This is a genomic window from Pseudomonas chlororaphis, from assembly GCA_001023535.1.
Taxonomy (GTDB): domain Bacteria; phylum Pseudomonadota; class Gammaproteobacteria; order Pseudomonadales; family Pseudomonadaceae; genus Aquipseudomonas; species Aquipseudomonas chlororaphis_E.
This window is the reverse complement of the sequence record CP011020.1, coordinates 2,352,552-2,375,026: the sequence shown is the minus strand read 5'-3', so window position 1 is coordinate 2,375,026 and position 22,475 is coordinate 2,352,552. Positions and strand designations below refer to the sequence as shown.

General features: G+C 61.8%; 12 protein-coding genes, 4 tRNA genes and 2 pseudogenes. 13 read left to right on the top strand and 5 right to left on the bottom strand.

Features of this window, described 5'->3' with window-relative positions:
• The first annotated feature begins 84 nt into the window (after positions 1–84).
• The 3 genes from VM99_10460 to VM99_10450 all read left to right on the top strand — a co-directional run bounded on the left by VM99_10460 (position 85) and on the right by VM99_10450 (position 8,388).
• The gene (locus VM99_10460) at positions 85–5,130 is read left to right on the top strand and encodes a hypothetical protein (GenBank protein AKJ98457.1); all 5,046 of its coding nucleotides are present in this window, start codon (positions 85–87) and stop codon (positions 5,128–5,130) included.
• A 133-nt stretch (positions 5,131–5,263) separates the two neighbouring features.
• Positions 5,264–6,412, top strand: coding sequence for a C4-dicarboxylate ABC transporter (locus VM99_10455; GenBank protein ID AKJ98456.1), 1,149 nt, complete (start codon positions 5,264–5,266; stop codon positions 6,410–6,412).
• A 101-nt stretch (positions 6,413–6,513) separates the two neighbouring features.
• A complete protein-coding gene (locus tag VM99_10450; protein AKJ98455.1) occupies positions 6,514–8,388 on the top strand; it encodes a glycerol acyltransferase in 1,875 nt (624 codons plus the stop codon).
• A 105-nt stretch (positions 8,389–8,493) separates the two neighbouring features.
• Here the strand turns inward: VM99_10450 and VM99_10445 are convergent, their stop codons facing one another.
• The 3 genes from VM99_10445 to VM99_10435 form a co-directional block, all read right to left on the bottom strand.
• Positions 8,494–8,808 (bottom strand): molecular chaperone, encoded by a 315-nt coding sequence (locus VM99_10445; GenBank protein AKJ98454.1) that lies wholly within the window; start codon positions 8,806–8,808, stop codon positions 8,494–8,496.
• A gap of 129 nt (positions 8,809–8,937) precedes the next feature.
• Positions 8,938–9,906: a sodium transporter gene (locus tag VM99_10440; protein AKJ98453.1), complete on the bottom strand. Its 969-nt coding sequence runs from the start codon at positions 9,904–9,906 to the stop codon at positions 8,938–8,940.
• Between the two features lie 143 nt (positions 9,907–10,049).
• On the bottom strand, positions 10,050–10,970 hold the full coding sequence (locus tag VM99_10435; protein ID AKJ98452.1) for a recombinase RdgC: 921 nt from the start codon (positions 10,968–10,970) through the stop codon (positions 10,050–10,052).
• Between the two features lie 160 nt (positions 10,971–11,130).
• Between VM99_10435 and VM99_10430 the strand changes: the two genes are divergently transcribed.
• From VM99_10430 to VM99_10415, 4 genes are all read left to right on the top strand, one after another.
• Positions 11,131–11,206, top strand: a tRNA-Val gene (locus tag VM99_10430).
• A 19-nt stretch (positions 11,207–11,225) separates the two neighbouring features.
• Positions 11,226–11,302, top strand: a tRNA-Asp gene (locus VM99_10425).
• Between the two features lie 175 nt (positions 11,303–11,477).
• Positions 11,478–11,553, top strand: a tRNA-Val gene (locus tag VM99_10420).
• Positions 11,554–11,569: 16 nt separating this feature from the next.
• A tRNA-Asp gene (locus VM99_10415) sits at positions 11,570–11,646 on the top strand.
• Positions 11,647–11,787: 141 nt separating this feature from the next.
• Here the strand turns inward: VM99_10415 and VM99_10410 are convergent.
• Together VM99_10410 and VM99_10405 are read right to left on the bottom strand one after the other, a co-directional pair.
• Positions 11,788–12,924: a catalase gene (locus tag VM99_10410; protein ID AKJ98451.1), complete on the bottom strand. Its 1,137-nt coding sequence runs from the start codon at positions 12,922–12,924 to the stop codon at positions 11,788–11,790.
• Positions 12,925–12,955: 31 nt separating this feature from the next.
• Positions 12,956–14,761, bottom strand: a complete 1,806-nt coding sequence (locus VM99_10405; protein AKJ98450.1) for a hypothetical protein — start codon at positions 14,759–14,761, stop codon at positions 12,956–12,958.
• Positions 14,762–15,031: 270 nt separating this feature from the next.
• Between VM99_10405 and VM99_10400 the strand changes: the two genes are divergently transcribed.
• The 6 genes and pseudogenes from VM99_10400 to VM99_10375 all read left to right on the top strand — a co-directional run bounded on the left by VM99_10400 (position 15,032) and on the right by VM99_10375 (position 22,228).
• On the top strand, positions 15,032–15,745 hold the full coding sequence (locus VM99_10400) for a peptidylprolyl isomerase (GenBank protein ID AKJ98449.1): 714 nt from the start codon (positions 15,032–15,034) through the stop codon (positions 15,743–15,745).
• 289 nt (positions 15,746–16,034) lie between these two features.
• Positions 16,035–16,490 (top strand): hypothetical protein, encoded by a 456-nt coding sequence (locus VM99_10395; GenBank protein ID AKJ98448.1) that lies wholly within the window; start codon positions 16,035–16,037, stop codon positions 16,488–16,490.
• 115 nt (positions 16,491–16,605) lie between these two features.
• Positions 16,606–16,947 carry a Cro/Cl family transcriptional regulator gene (locus VM99_10390; GenBank protein AKK01729.1) on the top strand — a complete coding sequence of 114 codons (342 nt, stop codon included), beginning with the start codon at positions 16,606–16,608 and terminating at the stop codon, positions 16,945–16,947.
• The gene (locus VM99_10385) at positions 16,944–17,315 is read left to right on the top strand and encodes a hypothetical protein (protein AKJ98447.1); all 372 of its coding nucleotides are present in this window, start codon (positions 16,944–16,946) and stop codon (positions 17,313–17,315) included. The genes VM99_10390 and VM99_10385 overlap by 4 nt, the downstream gene beginning before the upstream one ends.
• Positions 17,316–17,687: pseudogene (locus tag VM99_10380) on the top strand (hypothetical protein).
• A gap of 215 nt (positions 17,688–17,902) precedes the next feature.
• A pseudogene (locus VM99_10375) lies at positions 17,903–22,228 on the top strand (type IV secretion protein Rhs).
• Positions 22,229–22,475: the final 247 nt, after the last annotated feature.

The following is a 22,475-nucleotide window of genomic DNA, read 5'->3' as shown; positions in this document are numbered from 1 at the left end:
CACGGGAGCGCATGCAACCGCGTTGACAACGGGCACGCAGTCGCCCGGCCTGACGTAAACACAACCTGTCTGGGAGTGTGGGACATGAGCCTGGAAAAACGGATCAAGCGCAACCTGTTGGGCACGGCGGGCGATCTGCCCAGCAGCACCTGGCCTTCCGAATGGAAGCGACGCATTGGAGAAGGCTTCAGTGGTGCCGATCTCATATTCGTGTCGAGCAACGACATCCAGCGTCGGTTTGTCCACCTTTATGGCCAAGCACAAGCGGCCATCGAGTTCGCTTTGCCCATCGATTTGCGCCTGACGGCGCCGCCCGGCTACCAGCTCCGGTTCCTGTACCAGCCGACGCAGCAAGCGAGCGAGAACCCTCGGGTGGTGGCGTATTTCAATGACGGGGCGCATTTCTGGACACGGGAGTTGCAAACGAGCACCGCGAAGGAGGATCCCCGTGATTGGCTGGTCTGCGATGACAGCATCGAGTTGAACGACGAAAACACTCAGCCCAAGGCGACCCTGGCCTTTGAGTCCGGACTGTTCGATCCATCTGCCGCGACCGCCGATGCAACGACCGATCCCGAGCTTGACCAACCCATCACCCAAGAACCGGGTTGGCCGGTCGACCCGGGCGATTTGCATTTTTCCGGAACGGCCCTGGGGACGGGGGTCTCTCCCGATTTGGCCGCCGGTGTGACGGTGTTCGTGCACCTCAAGCCGCTGGCGCTGAGCATTCCTGAACCGATGCCCGAACTGTCCGGGATCAATGCCCGCTATTGGGTGGAAAAGGAGGGGCGCGCCTATATGCCGATCTGTCGGGGCGGCGGGGTGCACCGTCTCATCCTGCCGGTGGCCGAAGACTGCGGATGGGCCGGTGGCGGCGTTCATGTCGGCACGAGCGCCTACGTTTCCTTTACCGATCCGAACGAGGCCGATCGGGCTGGGTTGCACGTGGCGCCGACCGAGCCTGATGCGGATGACGACGCCCAGCACATCGCCAAGGCCTGGGAGATTCGCCACGACGCCGACGTGGATAACGTCGAGGTCAACGGCAGGACGGCCACCCTGCGCTTCGAGAGTGTCTACCATGCCGACCCCCATGAGGGGTTGGCCTGCATGGTCGGGTCTTACAAGCTCGACATCGTCGAGCACCGCCAGCCCGACCACTGGCCCAGCGTCGAGCAAGCGCAAACCATCGATCTTCAGGTCAAGGTTCATTACGCGCTCTCCGGCAGGCCGGAACCCGGCATTGTCGTTGAATGGCGTAACGAAGATGACTGGCTGGAAACCCAGCTCACTGGCGAGGATGGTTGGACGGTATTGCGCTACCAGCCAACCGCCGATGGCACGATCACCGCCGTCGTCGACAGCCCCTACAAGCCTGAAGCCGACACCCAGGACTTTGTCATCAAAACCATCCCGACCCGCCTGTGGGCGCAGTTCGAGCTCAGCGTCGATGACGTGGCGATTTCACCCGAAGAGCAGTGGTGGATTCTCCCCGGCCAGTCCTACCAACTGACTCTCATGCCCCGCGCCGACAGCGTGCTGATCGGTGAGGAGCTGGCGCTCACCGTCGATCCCGCACTACTGCTGCAACTCGCGCCAGCCGGTGCTCGCCCCCTGGTCGCGGGCGGCCTCACCTGGAGTGTCACGACGACGCAGGGTACCACTGGCTACTTTACGTTGTACTTGGACTGCATTCGCTTCAAAGAACCACTGGAAATGAAAGGAGGCGTCAACGAGTTGCCTCCCCTCACCGTTGAGGAGGCCGCCGGCGAGCAGCTCGATCCGCTGCTGGCATTGACCACGCTGACGGCGCTGGTGCCGCACTATGAGGGCATGCGCAGCACTGACGGGGTCAGCGTCATCTGGACCGGGGCGGCGGGCAGCCCGGAGGAGGGCTCGCACACCACGCCAGTGGTTGAGGTGGGACCGGTGGAGGAGAAAGAGATCCCGTTGCCGGTATCGTTGATTGCCTTCAGCCTGGGCCAGTCGGTGACGGTGAGCTACACCGTGACCCCGGCCGGCGGCACATCGCTACCGGCTTCTGACGCCCTTGCGCTGAGCATCGGCACCTTGCCGCAGAGCGCGCTGGAACCGAGCAAGCCGCGCATCCTCCAGGCCGCGGAGGAAGGTCATGGCGACGAACTGGACATGCGCAGCGTGTCGGATGATCTCACGATACGTATCGATAGCTGGCCGCATATTGCCCACAACCAACGCACATGGATACGCGTGGAGGGCACGAAAAGCGATGGCTCCACCTATCAAAAGGTATGGAGCGGATCAGGCAGTTGGGTGAGTAAGGAATGGTATGACCGAGGATACGGTGAAAAAATCATCCCTTACGATGAACTGCCTAGGCTACGCGACAGCAGTACACTGAAGATTGAGCTCAAAGCCTCCTTCAACCAGAGCACGGACGAACGCCACGCTGTCACCTTTCCCCTGCGCACCTATACCGTCCGCGCGACCATTGACCTGCCCGCCCCTGACGTCAAGCAGGCGACCGGCAGCGCGCCCAGCCAACAGCTCAATCCGGTGGAGGCCAAGGATGCGCTCACCGTGGTCATTCCGGATTACGGCATCGAAGCCGGCGATCAGGTCAGCGTGACCTGGGCCGGTGCTGTCGAGGAGGGGTCCCATACCACTGCGATGCAAGCCCTGCCCGACAGCCGTGAGATCGATATCCCGGTGCCGGTGATCGCCTATAACCTGGGTCAGTCGGTGACGGTCACCTACACGCTCACTCGCCATGGCGAAGTGCGGCCGCCGTCTGCGGCCATGACGTTGGCTGTGCAGACGATGCCCGTCGAGGCGCTGGAACCGAGCAAGCCGCGTATTCTCCAGGCCGCGGAGGAGGGTAATGGTGCCGAACTGGACATCGGCAGCGTATCGGGCAATGTCACGGTGCGTGTTGATAGCTGGCCGCATGTGGCCCATAACCAACGCACGTGGCTGCGTGTAGAAGGCACGAAGATCGATGGTTCAGATTACGTAAAAGATCTATGGAGAGGGCCAAGCAACTGGGTGAGCATGGGATGGTATACCGACGGATACGGTGAAACATCGATTCCTTACAGTGATTTGCAGGGGGTGCGCGGCGGCACCACGTTGAAGTTGGAGTTCAAGGCTTCCTTCAACCAAAGTATCGATGAAAACCAGGCCACTGCGTTTCCGCCGCGCACCTATACCATTCGGAACCTGTCCGCCCCCAGCGTCAAGCAGGCCACCGGCATGGCGCCCAACCAGCAACTCAATCCGGTAGCGGCCAAGGATGCCCTGACCGTGGTGATTCCGAACTACGGTGTGCAACCCGGCGATCAGGTCAGCGTGACCTGGGCCGGGGTCGCCGGGGAGGGGTCCTACACCACGGCGATGCAAGCCCTGCCCGGCAGCCGCGAGATCCCTATTCCCGTGACGGTGATCGCTTTTAACCTGGGCAAGTCGGTGACGGTCACCTTCGCAATCACGCGCGGTGGCGAACCGCTGCCGCCGTTCGACGCACTGACGCTGGGTGTGCAAGCGATGCCTGCCGATGCGCTGGAGCCGAGCCGACCGCGTATCCTCGAGGCCGCGCAGAACGGCAATGGTGCCGAACTGGATATCGACGACTTGACCGGTGGTGCCTATGTTCGCGTCGATGCCTGGCCACACATTGCGCAGGACCAGTACGTGTGGCTGCGTCTGAAAGGATTCAAGGCCGATGGCTCGGCGCATGATCGGATCATCTGGCAGGCGCCATCACGGGTTACGCCGGCCGAATACGACAACGGCTTCCTGCGATCCAGCGTGCCGTATGACTACTGGCAGGCGCTGGGTTATAACAAACGGCTTGACGTGGAATTCAAGGCGGCCTTCGGCAAAAGCCTGAATGAAGCCGACGCGACGACGTTTCCGCTGCGTACCTATACGGTCAAACTGGCACTGGTGACTCCGACCCTCGACGTCGTTAAAGACGCCAACCGTCAAGACATTCAGGAAGGGGGTGTCACGGTCAGCACCACGTTGAAACTGTCGGGGCTGGCGAGCAAGGGCCAGAAAGTCGAGATCTTCGACGGCAGTGGCGCCGGTGCGGTTTCCATGGGCCAAGTGACAGCCGATGCGGCAAGCGGTGCCTGGAACCTCGATATAACCGTCGTGACGGGCGCTCGTCGCCTCTACGTCAAATCGCTTTATCACAGCGGCACGGTGTATTCGAACGTACGCAAGTTTACGGTCGTGGAACTGGTCAATCCGACCCTCGGCAGCGTAAAGAACGCCAAAAACCAAGAGGTTCCAGAGGATGGACTTACCGTCAGTACCACGCTGAAGCTGTCGGGCCAGGCCAGCAGAGGCCAAAAAGTCGAGGTCTTCGAAGGGTATGGAGGCGATGCGGTCTCCAAAGGAGAGGCGACAGCCGACCAGGCGACCGGTCTCTGGAGCCGCGATATCACCGTCGGGTTGGGAGCCTGTCGGCTCTACGCCAAGTCGCGCTATCACAGCGGCACGGTCTATTCGAACGTACGCAACCTGACGGTCGTGCCACTTATCGATCCGACCCTCAGAGATATTCAAGACAGAGATCATCAAACAGTGGAGCACCGCGGTTACACCACCAGTACCTATCTGTACTTATATGGTTCGGCAAGCAGGGACCAGACAATCGAGCTCTTGAGCATTACTGGTATCGGACTTCCGGTTTCCAGGGGCTTCGCGAGAGCTCATCCTGAAACCGGTTATTGGATTGGCAACCTCACGATGGGGAAAGGCTCCCATAGTATCTACGCTAAATCGCTCTATCACAGCGGTGACCCTGTATTCACGAACGTGCGCCTGCTTACGATCGTGGAGCTGGTTACACCGACCATAGACAGTGTTCAGGACGACTTGGGCAACGATATTCCACCTGGCGGCGACAGCAGCAGGGCTGCATTGACGTTATCGGGTCAGGCGAGCAAGGGACATACAGTTGAGATCTATGACGGCGAGGGCGCGGGTATGACTAGTCTCGGCCAGGCAACAGCCGATCGAGCCTCCGGTACTTGGCGTTTCTCGATAACCGCTGACAAAGGCCCCTACGTTTTCAGCGCCAAGTCGCTTTATCACAGAGGGGATCCGGTGTTCTCAAACAAATGGTTTGTCTGGGTCACTTGAGTCGTAGGGCAAGGTGGACCGGAGGCATGAAGGTATTTGCAAAATCGATAACAGATAGAGAAATTACCCGTTATATAGATATTCGAGTCGGCTATAGCATGGCCTCACCTCAACCGAGGACAGGAGTTCTGCCATGCCATGCTGTGCCGCCAAGACCCGCTTGCGTCCCCTGAGCCATTTGCCCAGGCCACTGGAAGCCATTCGCCAATTCACCCCCAACTGGTTCGCCGTCACCATGGGCACCGGCGTGCTGGCGCTGGCCTTGGCGCAATGGCCGGGGAGCGTGCCGGCCTTGCGTGTGGTGGGTGAAGGGTTGTGGGTGTTCAATACGCTGCTGTTCATCCTGTTCGCCGGGCTGTATGCGGCCCGTTGGTGGTTGTTCTTCGATGAAGCGCGAAGGATTTTCGGCCACTCAACGGTCTCGATGTTCTTCGGTACCATTCCCATGGGGCTGGCGACCCTCATCAACGGCTTGCTGGTGTTCGGGCTGCCACGCTGGGGTGACGCCGTGGTGCCGTTGGCGCAAGCGCTGTGGTGGGTTGACGTAGCCATGTCCCTGGCCTGCGGTGTGCTGATTCCCTTCCTGATGTTCACTCGCCAGGAACACCGGATCGACCAGATGACCGCGGTATGGCTGCTGCCGGTGGTGGCCGCTGAAGTCGCCGCCGCCAGCGGCGGGCTGTTGGCGCCGCACTTGGCCGACGCCCACGCGCAACTGATCATGTTGATCACCAGCTACGTGCTCTGGGCCTTTTCCCTGCCGGTGGCGTTCAGCATCCTGACGATCCTGCTACTGCGCATGGCCTTGCACAAACTGCCTCACGAAAACATGGCGGCGTCGAGCTGGCTGGCCCTTGGCCCAATCGGCACCGGTGCCCTGGGCATGTTGCTGCTGGGTGGCGAGGCTCCGTTGATCTTCGCTGCCAATGGCCTGCCAGGCGTGGGTGAAATCGCCGCCGGACTCGGTTTGGTGGCGGGCATCACCCTGTGGGGGCTGGGGTTCTGGTGGATGTTGATGGCCCTGCTGATCACCGCGCGATACCTGCGTGAGGGCATCCCGTTCAATCTCGGTTGGTGGGGCTTTACCTTTCCCTTGGGGGTGTATGCGCTGACCACCCTGAAACTGGCGGACCTGTTGGGGTTGGGTTTCTTCGACGTGTTCGGCAGCGTGCTGGTGGTGTTGCTGGCGCTGATGTGGCTGATTGTCGGCCGGCGCACGGTGATGGGGGCCTGGCACGGCGAGCTGTTTGTGTCACCGTGCATTGCCGGATTGGCAAAATAATCGCCGCGCCTCTCCAAGCCATGCATGGCGTGGGGTAATGTGTGGCCTGGATCGAAAAACGTTATTCCAATAAGCGTCCAGGCCACTCAGGAACACGGAAGATGAGTCACCCCTCGCAGTTCACCTTGCTACGCACGCGGCGTTTCCTGCCGTTCTTCATCACCCAGTCCCTGGGTGCGTTCAACGACAACGTGTTCAAGCAGTCGCTGATTCTCGCGATCCTTTATCGGCTGACCATCGAGGGCGACCGTTCGATTTGGGTCAACCTGTGTGCGTTGCTGTTCATCCTGCCGTTCTTCCTGTTCTCGGCTCTGGCTGGGCAGTTTGGGGAAAAATTCGCCAAGGATGCGTTGATCCGCCTGATCAAGCTGGGCGAGATCGTCATCATGGCGGTCGGCGCGGTGGGTTTTCTGTTCGATCACCTGTCGCTGATGCTGGTGGCGCTGTTCGCCATGGGCACCCATTCGGCGCTGTTCGGCCCGGTGAAATATTCGATCCTGCCGCAAGCCTTGCGTGAGGATGAGCTGGTCGGCGGCAATGGCCTGGTGGAAATGGGCACCTTCCTGGCGATCCTCGCCGGCACCATCGGCGCGGGGATCATGATGTCCTCGGCGCATTACGCGCCGGTGGTGTCGAGCGCCATCGTCGGCATCGCCGTGCTCGGCTACCTGGCCAGCCGCAGCATCCCGCGCGCGGCGGCGGCCTCGCCGCAGATGCGCCTGAACTGGAACATCTTCAGCCAATCCTGGGCCACCCTGAAACTGGGCCTGGGGCAAACCCCGGCGGTGTCCCGTTCGATTGTCGGCAACTCGTGGTTTTGGTTCGTCGGGGCGATCTACCTGACGCAAATCCCGGCCTACGCCAAAGAGTGGATGCACGGTGATGAAACCGTGGTCACCCTGATCCTGACGGTGTTCTCGGTGGGGATCGCGCTGGGGTCGATGCTCTGTGAGCGGCTCTCCGGGCGCAAGGTCGAGATCGGCCTGGTGCCGTTCGGTTCGTTCGGGTTGACGGTGTTCGGGCTGTTGCTGTGGTGGCACTCCGGCGGGATTCCCGACAGCGTCCAGGGGCATGGCTGGCTCGAGGTGCTCGGCTTCGGTCATGCCTGGCTGGTGCTGATCGACATCCTCGGCCTCGGTGTCTTCGGTGGCTTCTACATCGTGCCGTTGTACGCGCTGATCCAGTCCCGCACCGCCGAAAACGAGCGGGCCCGGGTGATCGCCGCCAACAACATTCTCAATGCCTTGTTCATGGTGGTGTCGGCCATCGTGTCCATCGTGTTGCTGAGCGTCGCCAAGCTGTCGATCCCGCAGCTGTTCCTGGTGGTGTCGCTGCTCAACGTCGGCGTAAACGCCTACATCTTCAAAATCGTGCCCGAGTTCAGCATGCGCTTCATGATCTGGCTGCTGAGCCATTCGATGTACCGCGTGGAGCATCGCAACCTGGACGCGATTCCCGATGAAGGCGCGGCGTTGCTGGTCTGCAACCACGTGTCGTTCGTCGATGCCTTGCTGATTGGCGGCGCGGTGCGTCGGCCGATTCGCTTCGTGATGTACTACAAGATCTACAACCTGCCGGTGCTGAACTTCATCTTCCGCACGGCCGGGACGATTCCGATTGCCGGGCGCCAGGAAGACATCCACATCTACGAAAAGGCCTTCAAGCGCATCGCCCAGTACCTCGCGGAGGGCGAATTGGTGTGCATCTTCCCGGAAGGCAAACTGACCGCCGATGGTGAGATCAATGAGTTCAAGAGCGGCCTGACCCGCATTCTCCAGGAAACCCCGGTGCCGGTGATTCCGCTGGCATTGCAGGGCCTGTGGGGCAGCTTCTTCAGTCGTGACCCGGCCAAGGGGCTGTTTCGCCGGTTGTGGTCGCGTGTGACCCTGGTGGCAGGGCCGGCAGTGGCGGTGGAGCTGGCGGAGCCGGCCAAGTTGCAGGCGTTGGTAGGCGAGTTGCGCGGGAGTGTCAGGTAGCACAGAGCTCCTGTGGGAGCGAGCTTGCTCGCGATAGCGATGTATCAGTCGACATAATGGTTAACTGATACACCGCGTTCGCGAGCAAGCTCGCTCCCTCAACGATTATGCGCTGACCTTCAGCCCGATCAGCCCCGCCACGATTAGCGCCACGCTGGCCAACCGAACCAGCGCCATCGACTCACCAAACAGAATGATCCCGGCGATGACCGTGCCCACGGCGCCGACCCCGGTCCAGATCGCATAGGCCGTGCCCAGGGGCAATTCCTTCATGGCCAGGCCGAGCAGGCCGAGGCTGATCACCATGGCGGCAATCGTCAGTGCAGTGGGGAGCGGGCGGCTGAAACCGTCGGTGTACTTCAGGCCGACCGCCCAGCCAACTTCGGCCAGGCCGGCAAAAAACAGAATGATCCAGGACATCGCAAACCTCCATCGAAGATGGGGTCGTCCCCGGATTGAGACTTGATCGACGGACGATTCAAGTGGCGGGGTCGTCCCCGCGCTCAAGGGGTAGAGTGCCCATTCTCGAGCACTCGATCAAGCCTGCGTTCAATCCACCGCCTGCTTCGCGGCGAGCGCCTCGCGGTCCTGCTTTTCGCTCATGCGCCGGAAATAAGTGGAGAGCAAGGCCCCGGAGATGTTGTGCCAGACGCTGAACAACGCACTGGGCACCGCCGCTAACGGCGAAAAATGCGCGCTGGCCAGGGCTGCTCCCAACCCGGAGTTCTGCATGCCCACTTCCAGCGCCAGGGATTTACGCTGGGCCAGCGGTAGCTTGAACAGGTGGCCGGTGAAATAGCCCAGCAGGAAGCCGAAGCTGTTGTGCAGCATCACCACCGCCATGATCAGCAGGCCCGATTCGGCTATTTTCGCCTGGCTGGCGGCAACGACCGCAGTGACGATGATGACGATGCTCACCACCGACACCAGGGGCAACACTTCCACCGCGTGGCGAACCTTGTCCCCCAGCAGGCGTTGTGCGACCACGCCCAGGACGATCGGCAGCAACACCACTTGCAGGATCGACCAGAACAGCTCCATGAACGACACCGGCAGCCAGGCCGAAGCCAGCAGCCAGATCAGTGCCGGCGTCAGCAGCGGCGCGAGCAGGGTGGTGACGGCGGCGATGGCGACCGACAGGGCCAGGTCGCCACGGGCCAGCCAGGTCATGACATTGGACGAGGTGCCGCTCGGGCAGCACCCCACCAGGATGACGCCGACGGCGATTTCCGGCGGCAGGTGGAACACCTGGCAGAGCAACCACGCCACGCCGGGCATGATCACGAAATGCGCCACCACGCCCAGGGCCACGCGCCAGGGATGACGGGCGACCTCGGCGAAGTCTTCGAGTTTGAGGGTCAGGCCCATGCCGAACATCACCAGCCCCAGCAGCGGCACGATGGCGCCTTTCAGGTCGATGAACCAGGCCGGTAGCAGGAACGCCACCACCGCGAAAATCAGTACCCAATAAGCGAAGGTATTGCCGACGAAGCGGCTCAATGCTGCCAATGCGCGCATGGCCAGATCCTTGTTATTATGGATTACACGAAACCATTGTGGGAGCGGGCTTGCTCGCGAAGGCGGTGTGTCAGCTGAGAAATTGCTGTCTGACACACCGCCTTCGCGAGCAAGCCCGCTCCCACACTAGAAGTCATCAGCCGTCAGATCCCCTGCGGAATCTCTTCCCCGCCCAGCGCCTCGACCAACGCCGGCAGGAACTCGCCAAAGGTCAACATCATCAGCGTGAAGCTGGCGTCCAATTGGCCGAGGGCTTCGTCGCCGCCATCCTGCTCGGCCTGGTCCTGCAACAGGTCTTCGAACTTCAGGCGCTTGACCACCATCTTGTCGTCGAGCACGAAGGACAGTTTGTCCTGCCAGGCCAGGGACAGTTGCGTGACCACCTTGCCGGTGTTCAGGTGCAACTGGATCTCGTCGCTGGTCAGGTCCTGGCGCTTGCAACGCACGATCCCGCCGTCTTCGTGGGTGTCACGCAGTTCGCATTCGTCCAGCACGAAGAAATCGTCGGCGGCTTTCTGGGTCTTGACCCAGTCGGTCATGATGGCGGTCGGGGCCATTTTGACCGTCAGCGGGCGCACGGGCAGGGTGCCGATGACTTCACGCAGGGTCGACAGCAGGTCTTCGGCGCGCTTGGGGCTGGCGGAGTTCACCAAGATCAGCCCTTGCTTCGGCGCGATGGCGGCGAAGGTGGACGAGCGGCGAATGAAGGCACGGGGCAGGAACGCCTGGATGATTTCATCCTTGAGTTGGTCACGCTCCTTCTTATAGACCTTGCGCATTTGCTCGGCCTCGATTTCCTCGACCTTTTCCTTCAGGGCATCGCGTACGACGCTGCCCGGCAGAATGCGTTCTTCCTTGCGAGCGGCAATCAGCAGGAAGTCCTGGCTGACATGCACCAGCCGCGCGTCTTCGCCTTTGCCAAACGGCGCGACGAAACCGTACGTGGTCAACTCCTGGCTTGCACATGGACGCGCCAGTTTGCTGGCCAGTGCAGTTTCCAACGCCTCGGCATCAACAGGCAGATCTTGGGTCAGGCGATAGATAAGCAGGTTCTTGAACCACATGGGGTGAGTCTCTCCTTTATACAAAGGGGGGCATTATTCTCTGCGCGGCGCCATAGGCCAACCCTTCGCTAAGCCTTTGGAAGGCCTGAAAAAATTAATTTAAAAAGTGCTTGCCAGCTTGAAGAGTGCTCCGTAGAATGCGCGCCACACCGAAAGCGAAGGGTGATTAGCTCAGCCGGGAGAGCGTCTGCCTTACAAGCAGAATGTCGGCGGTTCGATCCCGTCATCACCCACCATTCGTTTCAAGTGTTACGCGCAGCGGTAGTTCAGTCGGTTAGAATACCGGCCTGTCACGCCGGGGGTCGCGGGTTCGAGTCCCGTCCGCTGCGCCATATTTGGTTACCTGGAACACTGAACGCCAGGTCACCCCGAAAAGCCCGCTAACGCGGGCTTTTTGCTGTCTGTGGTTTGCGCGGTGCGTGTTCTTCAGTTTTTTTGCTGAATTTTGCAATTAAATCAGCACGTTACAAAAAACTGTGAGAGAATGCGCCCCGCATCGAAAGTGCAGGGTGATTAGCTCAGCCGGGAGAGCGTCTGCCTTACAAGCAGAATGTCGGCGGTTCGATCCCGTCATCACCCACCAACTTTCAATGTTACGCGCAGCGGTAGTTCAGTCGGTTAGAATACCGGCCTGTCACGCCGGGGGTCGCGGGTTCGAGTCCCGTCCGCTGCGCCATATTCGGTCACCTGGAGCACTGAACGCCAGGTCACCCACAAAAAAGCCCGCTCATTGAGCGGGCTTTTTGTTGCCTGACGTTTATCAAGAGGGCGTTCCCACGCTCAGCGCGGGAGCGCCTCGACAGAATGCTTTGCGTGTCTACTGCTCGGCATTGCGACTGTGCCGGTAATCGCTGACGGCTTCATACACCGCTTTGCGCAGACGGTTGATACCACCGATGGGGCGGTGCGCCTCCAGGCCGAACCACGGGTTGAACGACTGGTTATCACAGGCCAGGTTCAGCTTGGGGGTGTCGAAGTCCTGGGCGGGCACCTTGATGCGCGCAACGGTCTCGAACGGGGCATCACTTTCGCGCCATTCAATGCTGGTGTCTTCGATTGGCATGTACTTGCGCGGATCCTGGCGCTGGACCTGCAAGACAAAGCACGCCGGCACGCGGTCTGTGGATAACTGCTGATTGAGGGCGCTGCGCAGGAAGTTGGGCAATGCCTGGTTCTGCGCGGGCAGGGTATAGGTCGGGCAACTGTCCGGGTCTGGCGCCACGCGAAACTTCGCATTGGCCGTGCCGAACTTGTAGGGCGATACCGAAAAGTACGTGGTCTGGGTCGGGCTGGCCGGTGGCGGTGAAAGGGTCGCCAGGGCGATGAACAGATGGCGAATCTGCCAACTGCGCGGATCCACGCTCGGAAAGAAGGCCATGGCTTTCTTTCCATCGGCCTGGGCAGCCACATTCTGACGGTACTCGGCGACATCGCTGACGAAGAAGTTCGGATGGTTGAACATCACGAAATCCTGTTCGCCGTGTGATTGGCGGTCATCCAGCAGTTGCTTGCCGGGCACGTCCAGCAGCTTGATCGCCATCCCGCGCGCATCCCGCAGGCTGTCGAACTGAGGGTAGGCGTTGCCATTGGACAGGCGCATCGTCGCTTGCCAGACCTTGCCCGGCTCGGCGAACACACCCTGGCGCAACACGGTCGGCAGATCGTTCGGCACCTGCACCTCGGCCATGACGCAGCCGTGGGCCTTGGCGTGGGCGTCGCGCAGGTAGCGCGTGCCTTCGCGGTGTTGATCGACGATGCGGATCGCCGTCTGGATGATGTCCTGGGTCATGGCGGCTTCGCCGGGCGGTACCTGCTCCTGGTCAGGCACCGGGCCGCTGTGGTGCCAGGCGTACCAGGCCGTCGCCAGTGCCCAGCCGAGCAGCCCCAGGCCCAGTAGCCACAGGAGCGTCTTGCCCAAGAAGGCACCGAGGCGCAGCCAGAGCGTGGTCAACATGGAGAAATCCTTTTGCGGGTGAGGTTCATCATTACAGTTGCGACTCCAGCGGTCCGCCCAGCACTTTCAGGTATTCCAGCAAAGCCCAGCGTTCCTGCGGTTGCAACAGTCGGCCAATGACGCCGTTGCCCTTTTCACCGGCGCGGAATTCATGACCGCTGTTGTGATTGCCGGTTATGCGGGTGTCGAAGAGGAAACCGTTGGTGAAGGCTTCGGTGCGATAACCGAGGTGTCGCGGGTCGTACTCGAAGTTGCCTTTATAAAAAGTGGTGGCCCGCTCGTCCTGGGGCGACAGCAGTTGGTAGATCGTCGGCACCGAGCCGTTGTGCAGGAACGGTGGCGTGGCCCAGACGCCCGCCAGTGGCCGGGCCTTGTAAGCGCGCAGCTCGCGCACGCCGATGGGCAGGCCGAAACCGTCCAGGGCCGGACGCTCGGCGGGGGTGACGCCGGCGTCGCGGTAGGCGCGGTTCTCGACGAACGCGGTGACATAAGCCAAGCCCTTGGCGACCGAGAGCTGGCTCAGGTCCAGCGGCTCTTTCGGGGTCGGGTGCAGTTGCACCTCCAGCTTCGCCAGCTCGGCCGGATCCCACTGCAGGCTGGTCAGGTCGAAGCGGTGGTCGGCGATGTTATTGGCGGTGCCCGGGTCGGTGCCGATCACCTGCACGGGCAGCATGTGCAGTTGTTGCACCGGCCGGTCGGGCCCCTGGATCACCTGGGGCACATGGCAGCCTGCACAATTTTCGTTGAACAGGGCGCGGCCCTTGGCGGCCAGGGGTTTGTCGATCGCGCCCAGCAGCGACTCCGGCCACGCGGGTGGCTTGAGCAGTTGCAAGGTCTCTTCGATCTTGTTCAGGTCGCGTACGCGTACGCTGGAAGGGTAGCGCGCATCGCCTTGCAGCGGTTTGCCCTGGGCGTCGAAGAAACTCAACGTGGCGCCAACGCCCAGCGCCTCGCCGACGTTGCGGGCCATCGGTTGCTGGGCCGAGCCATTCCATTGCACCCAGTCGAACGTCCACATTTCCCACAACTGCGGGTAATCCACCGGGGCGTTGGCCACCCGGTAGTTGGCCGGCGAAATGGCGTCGCCGAAGCTGGCGTTGGCAATGCGCCCAAAGGCGTCGGTACGGCCGGGACCTTCTTCGGTCGGGTAGAGGCCGCGATGGGTGTCATTCCAGGCCACCCGCAAGAAGGTGTCGAGGGAGGCCTTGAACGCCTTGCGCAGGTCTTCATGACCGGCGTCGTAGTCGTTACCCAGGACCTCGCGGGCGAAACGTTCGAATTTCCACGGGTTGTAATAAGTAGAAACAAGACTGGCGACCAGTGCCTGTCCGAAACTGCCGCCGCGCAACGTCGGCACGCTGGAGGGCAGGACGTGTTGTGCCGAACCGCCATCGATCCGTATCGCCTGGCCCTTGAAGCGCAGTTCACCGGTGTGGCAGGCCGCGCAAGTGATGTCCAGGTATTCGTCGGTACCGCCCAGGTTCTGATGCCGGGCGAAACCCACTGGCAGGTTGCCGGGGTTATCGGGCGAGGCTTTCTGCGCCGGGTCCACCAGGAAGCCGAAACGCGCCAGGTACTCAGGCGAAGCGAACCGCTGTTGCGAAAACGGCAGTTCGAGGGCGGTGAACCAGTTGTAGCGCAGGCCTTTCACCTGGGTGCCTTGGGGGGTGAAGTAGTAGGTCTGACGCTCGGCGGCGCTCCATTGGTCCAGGTAATGCACCTGTTCGACGGGCGTGTAGAACGGCAGGCGAGGGTTGGCGACGTAATACAGCACCACGGCCACGGCAATGACCAGCAGCGCGAGGAGCAGCAAGAGAAGACGAGAGAGAAGGCGCACGATAACGTCCTTGTTTTTTTGATATGCCCTTATGCCTCAGCGCCGCTTTACGGGCAAGTGGCCATTATTCTTTGCGTTGCGACGAGGTGCTCATTTGTCTGTGTAGGTAACAGATGACAGAGCCTTCATCTGCCGAGGATTAAAAAGCGTTTGCCGACCTGAACTTATCCTCGCTTTGTGGCTCACATGCCGGTAGCCATTGGTCGTGGCCGCCTGATAAGCTCGCGGCTTTACTCGATTGCCCTTTAGGCGCATGAACAAGGAAATAGCATGAAACAGCATCGGTTGGCGGCGGCGGTGGCCCTGGTTGGCCTGGTACTCGCGGGTTGCGATTCGCAGACCAGCGTAGAGCTGAAAACCCCGGCGCAGAAAGCTTCCTACGGGATCGGCCTGAACATGGGCAAGAGCCTGGCTCAGGAAGGTATGGATGACCTGGACTCCAAAGCGGTTGCCCAGGGCATTGAAGATGCCGTCGGCAAGAAAGAACAGAAGCTGAAAGACGAAGAACTGGTCGAGGCTTTTGCCGCACTGCAAAAACGTGCCGAAGAGCGCATGGCCAAGATGAGCGAGGAGTCGGCAGCGGCCGGCAAGAAATTCCTCGAGGAAAACGGCAAGAAAGCTGGCGTGACCACCACCGCTTCCGGCCTGCAGTACGAAGTGGTCAAGAAAGCCGATGGCCCGCAGCCTAAGCCGACTGACGTGGTGACAGTGCACTACACCGGCAAGCTGACCAATGGCACCGTGTTCGACAGTTCCGTCGAGCGTGGCAGCCCGATCGATCTGCCGGTCAGCGGCGTGATCCCGGGTTGGGTCGAAGGCCTGCAACTGATGCACGTCGGCGAGAAGTACAAGCTGTACATCCCAAGTGACCTGGCCTACGGTGCCCAGAGCCCGAGCCCGGCGATCCCGGCCAACTCGGTCCTGGTGTTCGACCTGGAGCTGCTGGCGATCAAGGATCCGGCCAAGGAAGACGCTGCCAAGTAATCGCGTCTGCGCCGAGACAACGCCTCGCTCATGCGGGGCGTTGTTGTATCCGGGCATTGGAAATGTAAAAAAACCGAACGCACCTCGCAGGCTACAGTCATAGGCAATACGGGCGCTGTGCTAGCCGTAGACAGCCAGTCAAGTCAATGAAATATTGGGTTTTTTTAGTGAGTAAAAAACGCCCGATCTGAGCCGGGGCCTTATGATACGGGGGCTTCAGCGGTGAAATGCAGCTCTGTTCACAAGGTTATCCACAATTTGTGTGGATAACATTTCAGTGGGAGAAAAAATGAAGGCGCCGTGGAATTTTGCGCGATTTCTACCGCTGGCCGGGCGTATGCTGGCCCGTGGTCGTTTGCCCACCTTGTTGTTCGCCGTCGCCAGCAAAGGTGCCCGGGAGGGTGGGCGGCTGGGCAAGCTCAAGGAAGACCTGCGCCTGTTGCAGGCCTTGTGCCTGGCCTATTGGCGGGGCGAGTACCGGGCCGTCAGCGCCAAGTCGATGTTGTCGGTGGTGGCGGGGCTCATGTATTTCCTCAGCCCGCTGGATGCCATCCCGGACATCCTGCCGATGTTTGGCATGTTCGACGACATCGCCGTGCTGGCCTGGGTCATGAAAACCCTCGACACCGAACTCGAAGCGTTCCGGGCCTGGCGTTACCGACAATCCCCCGAGAAGCTGGCCCGGGTCGAAAGGCTGCCCGATACGCCGGAGCAACTCCAGCTCCAGCGCCACGAAAAATCCTGATCCTGCGCCGCTTGCCCCAGAGAATTCATCGCCCCGCGACCTCAGCCGTCATTTAGGATTACACTTCCAAGGAAAAAGGCTGACTCGCTAAGTGTTGTTGTCCTACGGGGTAGACATGGATATTCAAATAATCACCCGCGACGGAGAGCCCGAGTACGCGGTTTTGCCGTGGGATCAGTATCAGTCGTTGTTGAAGGCCGCCGGCCTCGATCAAGCACCGTCGCGCGAAGCTTCTGTCCGGCACGCGGCGGCACCCGACCAGGTTCTCCCTGGCCTGGATCAATTACGCAGTTTGCGCGAAGGGAAGGGCATCGCCATCGAGGCGCTGGCCCGCACGGTAGGTATCAGCCCGTCTTATCTGGCCTTGATCGAGAGCGGCGAGCGTCAGCCCGATGCCGCGATTCGGCGCAGTCTGGCCTGGGAGTTGACGGTGCCGGGTTGGAGGGACGAGTCGTGAGTGTACGCATCAGTCGGCAGCATTGGGATGGGTTGTTGGGGGAGTTGGACCAGGCGCGCCGCCAGCGCCATTTGTTGACGTACCGCGCCTTGCTGGAGCGCTTGCAGTTGCCCAGCCCGGCGATGCAGACCTTGACCGCCGCCCTGGAGCACCTGGCGGCGCTGGACGCCCGGGCGGAACAACCGCTGCGCAGCTCGCTGGTGATCAGCCAGGGCGCCAGCCGTTTGCCACGCACCGGTTTCTTCGAATGCGTCGAGCGCCTGGGCCGGTTTTCCGGGCCTTCCGATGGTGTGGCCGCCGCGTCCTGGCACGCCTCGGAAGTGGTCCGAGTGTTTGAATACGAATACCCCGAATCGGCGGAGGCCTGAGTGCTCTGGCGACTCAAGGCGCGGGCCGGCTATTGGCTGGCGCGACGCTTGTTTCACTGGTCATGGTTCGTCCGACAGCCGCGTGGCTGGGCTTGGCTCGAAGGCCAGTTCGCGCGCATGGCGAACCTGGGTGACGCAGGGGCGCAAAGTTTCTACGGGCATATCCTGACGTTCCGTGGCCAGGGGCTTGGCGCACGTGAGGAAGGCCTGCGCCTGCTGCGGCTGGCGGCCCTGGCGGGGGATGGCAAGGCGGCCTATCAGGTTGGCGTGATCAGCCTGGCCGGCAGCGCCAGCAAGGCGCCGGATCCGGCTGAAGCCGCCCGTTGGCCGAGGACAAGCTCAAGGCGCTCGAAGCCGGCGACCGTTAGGTTATCCACAGCTTGCCGGGCGCTCGCCGTTTGCGCGAGCGTTCCAGGTGGGTTGTTCTGGATGCGCGCATTTAGAGAAATGGCCTACAGTCCTCGCTGCATTTCCTGACTTATTTCCCTTTTTATCCCCGGCAAAGTCTCGCGCTCCCTGAGCGCTGCGAGACGTCTGCCCATGTTCGACTGTTTTTGTCTGCTGATCCTTGAACGAGCGATGGCCTGATGGACCAGGTGAGTCGCGTCGAGCAGGCGCTCGACAGCTTCAAGGACACCCTGACGGTCTACCGCGAACAGCTCGAACGCTGGTACAGCCGGGCTGCGGACCGGGTCAGTCATGCCGCCGACGTGCCCTCGCTGATGGGCATGGAGCGACTGATCCGCTTCGGCGACAGCCTCACCGCGGTGAGCACCGGCGACGAGGATTTCCTCTCCACGGTCACCCAATGCCCGCAGGGCGGGGTGATGACCATCGAGAGCAAGCTGGAGTCGGTGTACGACATCCCGTTGGGCGACATCGTGGTGCACGTGGTAGCGGTGGACACCGGCGAGGTCACGCCGGTCACCCTGGATGCCCAGGGCCTGGGCACCTTCAACGGCGAGGCGGGCAAGCGCTATCGGGTGCATGTCCAGGACGAGGTCTCACCGGCTCAGCTCCAGGCCCTGTTTTCTTCCTACGATGGCCTGAGCACGGAGCTGACGGACTGGCTGCGCGGCGAGTGGCAGGGCTTCAAGCCTCAGTGGGCGCAACAGTCTGCGACTCACTCGGCGGCGGCGGTCGGCAATGGCCTGCTTGCCGGCAGTTGGGCAGCGATTGAAAGCGTGTGGGACAGCATCACCCTGCTCAGCGACATTCTCAAGGATCCCGCCCGGTTCACTGAGCGCTTGGGCGCCAGTGCCGCGCAGTTGCAAAAACTGGCGCAGGACGCGCCGCAGGTGATGGCCAAGCTGCAAATGCTGGCCAGCGACGAAGCGGCGCTGTGCCTGCTGGTGCGCACCGCCAGCCTCTGGCTGGAGATGTTGCCGCCCAGCGAAGTCGCCGGCGCAACCGCCGAGGCCATGGCGATGGGGGCGGTGCAACTGGTGATTGACCTGCTGATCGGGGTCGTCCTGACCTTTGCCGGCGCGGGTGCCGCAATCGCTTACCTGTCGCTGCGCCTGGTTCGCGTGGGGGAACGTGTGCTGGCAGCCGCCCAGCGCTTCGTCAGCGCGATGTTCGCCGTGGTCAACGGCTTCATCGTCTATGTGGACCGCTACAAGACCGTCGCGGCCCGAGGCGTTGCCAGCGCGGTGAAAAAGGGCCGGATGCAACTGCGTTGGGACGCCCAGCGCAACACCACGCTGAAAAAAAACGAAGTCCACGACGATGTCCCCGCCCAATCGAAGAACCCCAACGGTGACAGCGCCGACAGCGCGGCCCTGACCCGTACCAGCGGGTGCCCGGTGTCGATGGTCACTGGCGAAGAGCTGTTGACCCTGGAGGACGGCACGCTCGAGGGGCGCTTGCCGTTTATCTTCACCCGCCTGTACCGCACCAGCGCCGTTGAACTGGACATCGGCCTGGGGCGCGGCTGGAGCCATGCCCTGGCGCATCGCCTGCAACTGGAGGATGAGCAGGTCACCTGGATCGATCAGGAAAACCGCCGCACCACGTTCCCACGGCCCAATGCCCGGCGCCCGGCCATCCATAACAGCCTGGCGCGGGCGGCCATCTACCTGGGCAGCGAGCCCGACGAACTGATCATCGCCCAACCGGGCGAACGGGCGCCTTTCCTGCATTTTCGCGACGGTCACCTGGCCGCCCTCAGCGACCGCTACGACAACCGCCTGACGATCCAGCGCAACATTTACGGCGACATCTGCCGCCTGGACAACGGCGCCGGCCGCGCGCTGCGCCTGCGTTATCAACAGCGGCACCTGATGGCCGTCGATTACCAGTCTTTTCAGCCGGCCACCACCCTGGATGACCCTTGGCGAACTGAGCAGACATTGGCGTCCTACCGCTATGACGGACGTTTCCGACTGATCGAAGCGACCAATGCAGCAGGTGAAAGCGAACGCTACGACTACGACGACCAGCACATCATCCTCCAGCGGCAACTGGCCGGTGGCGCAAGTTTCTACTGGGAGTGGCAGGGCGTCGGGCAAGCGGCCCGCTGCGTACGGCACTGGGCTTCGTTCGCACAGATGGACAGCCGCTACACCTGGGGCGACGACGGCAGCGTCACGGTCCGGCACCTCGACGGCAGTGAAGAAGTGTACGTCCACGATGACCGCGCGCGGTTGGTGCGCAAGGTCGAGCCCGATGGTGGCGAACATCTCAAGGCCTATGACGAACAAGGCCGATTGGTGGCCGAACAGGATCCGCTAGGGGCCGTCACCGAATACCGCTACGACGAAGTCGGTCAACTGGTGGCGCTGATTCCGCCTGAGGATGAGCCCACGTCCTACGAGTACCGCAACGGTTTCCTGCACGCCCGCACCCAAGGCACAGGCCGCGACAGGTCTGTCTGGACTTACCGGCGTAACGCCCAGGGCGACGTGGTCAGGTCCATCGACCCCGAAGGAAACAGCACTTTCTACAAATACGATGCCCGCGGCTGCCTGGTGGAGATCAGCCACCCTGACGGCAGTTTTCATGACTTCGCCTGGAACCCGCTCGGCCAACTGACGGAAGAGGTCCTGCCCGACGGCAGTCGCCGGCGTTTTTCTTACGATGTGCTGGGGCGCTTACTGACCCGCCAGGATGAACACGGCGCCCTCACGCATTACCAGTGGGACCCCGTGGGCCGTCTGCTCAAGACGACCCTGCCCAACGGCGCCAACCGGGCCTGGACCTACAACGCCTACGGCAAGGTTACCTCCGAGCGCGACGAACTGGGGCGTGTCACCCGTTACGAATACGCCGATGACCTGCACCTGGTCAGCCGCCGGCGCAATCCCGATGGCAGCGAACTGAAGTACCGCTACGACTCGGCGCGGCTGTTGCTGACCGAAATCGAAAACGAATCCGGCGAAAAATATCAGCTGGACTACACGCCCAACGGTTTGATCCGACAACAAGTCGGTTTCGACGGGCAGCGCACCGCCTACGTCTATGACCTCAACGGCCACCTGCTGGAGAAAACCGAGCACGGTGAGGACGGCACGCAACGGGTCACCGCTTACCAGCGCGATGCGAGCGGGCGATTGCTGGTCAAGACCTTGGCCGACGGCCAGACGATCCACTATCGCTACGATGGCCGGGGCCGGCTGGTGCAGGTCGATGACGGTACCGATCATCCGCTGGCCTTCGAATACGACGCCCAGGACCGGCTGGTCGTCGAACACCAGGGCTGGGGCACCCTGCGCTATCGCTACGACCTCTGCGGGCGCCTCAACCACCTGCGCCTGCCGGACCACAACCAGCTCGACTTCCACCACGCCAAGGGCGGTGCGCTGACCGCCATCGACCTCAATGGCAAGCGACTCACCGACCATCGATTCCAGGGCGGCCGGGAAGTGCAACGCCAACAGGGCCTGTTGCTCAGTGAATACGGTTACGACGAGCAAGGTCGCCTCAGGGCCCAGACCGTGTGGCAACACCAGCAGCAGCTGTTCTGGCGCGATTATGCCTACGACGCCAAGGGCAACCTTGAAAGCCTGGCCAACCACCGCAATCGCCGCCACTACCAGTACGACCCGATGGATCGCCTGGTCAGCATCCAGTATTCCCACACCGACCCGCCGGAACGCTTTGCCCACGACCCGGCCGGCAACGTGCTGCTGCACGACCGTCCGGGCCCGACCACCCTCAAGGGCAACCGCCTGCTGACGGAGGGGGACCGCCACTACGACTACGACGCCTTTGGAAACCTGATCCGCGAGCGCCGTGGCAACGTCCCCAGCCTTGTCGCCGACTATCGCTACGATTGCCAGCATCGCCTGATCGGCGTTACCACGGCGGACGGTCGCGAAACGTCCTACCGCTACGACGCCTTTGGCCGACGCATCAGCAAGACCGTGGACGGCCTGACCACGGAGTTTTTCTGGCAAGGCGACCAGATCGTCGCCGAAAGCAGCCCGCGCCACCACCGCAGCTACCTCTACGAACCCGGCACCTTCCGCCCTCTGGCGATGCTCGACGGCAAGGGCCTGAACGCCTGCCCGTTCCACTACCACCTCGACCACCTGGGCACCCCCCAGGAACTGACCAACCACGCCGGCGAAGTGGCCTGGTCGGCGCGCTACACCGGCTACGGCAAACTCATCGCAATCGAGCACGGCGGCGAACAACTCGAGCAGCCCCTGCGTTTCCAGGGTCAATACTTCGACCCGGAAAGCGGCCTGCACTACAACCGGCATCGCTACTACAATCCCGAGACCGGCCGCTACCTCACACCCGACCCGAGTAAGTTGGCGGGCGGGCTCAATGGGTATCGATACACCCTGAACCCGACGGGGTGGGTGGATCCGTTGGGGCTGGTGGATTGTCCGGGAGGAAACAAATGCAACCCCGGACGGGGCGGTGAAGCGCCTGAACAAAATGTAAGTGTTAATGAGGGCACACCAAGCACTCCTGATGTTCAATGGACGAGGCACGGAAATAAACACGTTGCGCCAAAGGCTCCATGGTCATCTGTCGTTAAATCCACCGCAAATGGAGGAGCAGCCAAGTATCTTCCTGACACTGATATAGAGGCTCTTGAACGTCTGGTCTTTGCCAACGGACAGGACGTAACCAACGGAAAGCCTTGGAAGGTAATGGATATGGAGCGAACGATTGGAGCAAACGACGGAAAGGAGACGAGATATATGA

Bases quoted from the DNA above. Each gene is read 5' to 3' on its own strand.
- VM99_10460 (AKJ98457.1), top strand. From the start codon at position 85: ATGAGCCTGGAAAAACGGATCAAGCGCAACCTGTTGGGCACGGCGGGC.
- VM99_10455 (AKJ98456.1), top strand. From the start codon at position 5,264: ATGCCATGCTGTGCCGCCAAGACCCGCTTGCGTCCCCTGAGCCATTTG.
- VM99_10450 (AKJ98455.1), top strand. From the start codon at position 6,514: ATGAGTCACCCCTCGCAGTTCACCTTGCTACGCACGCGGCGTTTCCTG.
- VM99_10445 (AKJ98454.1), bottom strand. From the start codon at position 8,808: ATGTCCTGGATCATTCTGTTTTTTGCCGGCCTGGCCGAAGTTGGCTGG.
- VM99_10440 (AKJ98453.1), bottom strand. From the start codon at position 9,906: ATGCGCGCATTGGCAGCATTGAGCCGCTTCGTCGGCAATACCTTCGCT.
- VM99_10435 (AKJ98452.1), bottom strand. From the start codon at position 10,970: ATGTGGTTCAAGAACCTGCTTATCTATCGCCTGACCCAAGATCTGCCT.
- VM99_10410 (AKJ98451.1), bottom strand. From the start codon at position 12,924: ATGTTGACCACGCTCTGGCTGCGCCTCGGTGCCTTCTTGGGCAAGACG.
- VM99_10400 (AKJ98449.1), top strand. From the start codon at position 15,032: ATGAAACAGCATCGGTTGGCGGCGGCGGTGGCCCTGGTTGGCCTGGTA.
- VM99_10395 (AKJ98448.1), top strand. From the start codon at position 16,035: ATGAAGGCGCCGTGGAATTTTGCGCGATTTCTACCGCTGGCCGGGCGT.
- VM99_10390 (AKK01729.1), top strand. From the start codon at position 16,606: ATGGATATTCAAATAATCACCCGCGACGGAGAGCCCGAGTACGCGGTT.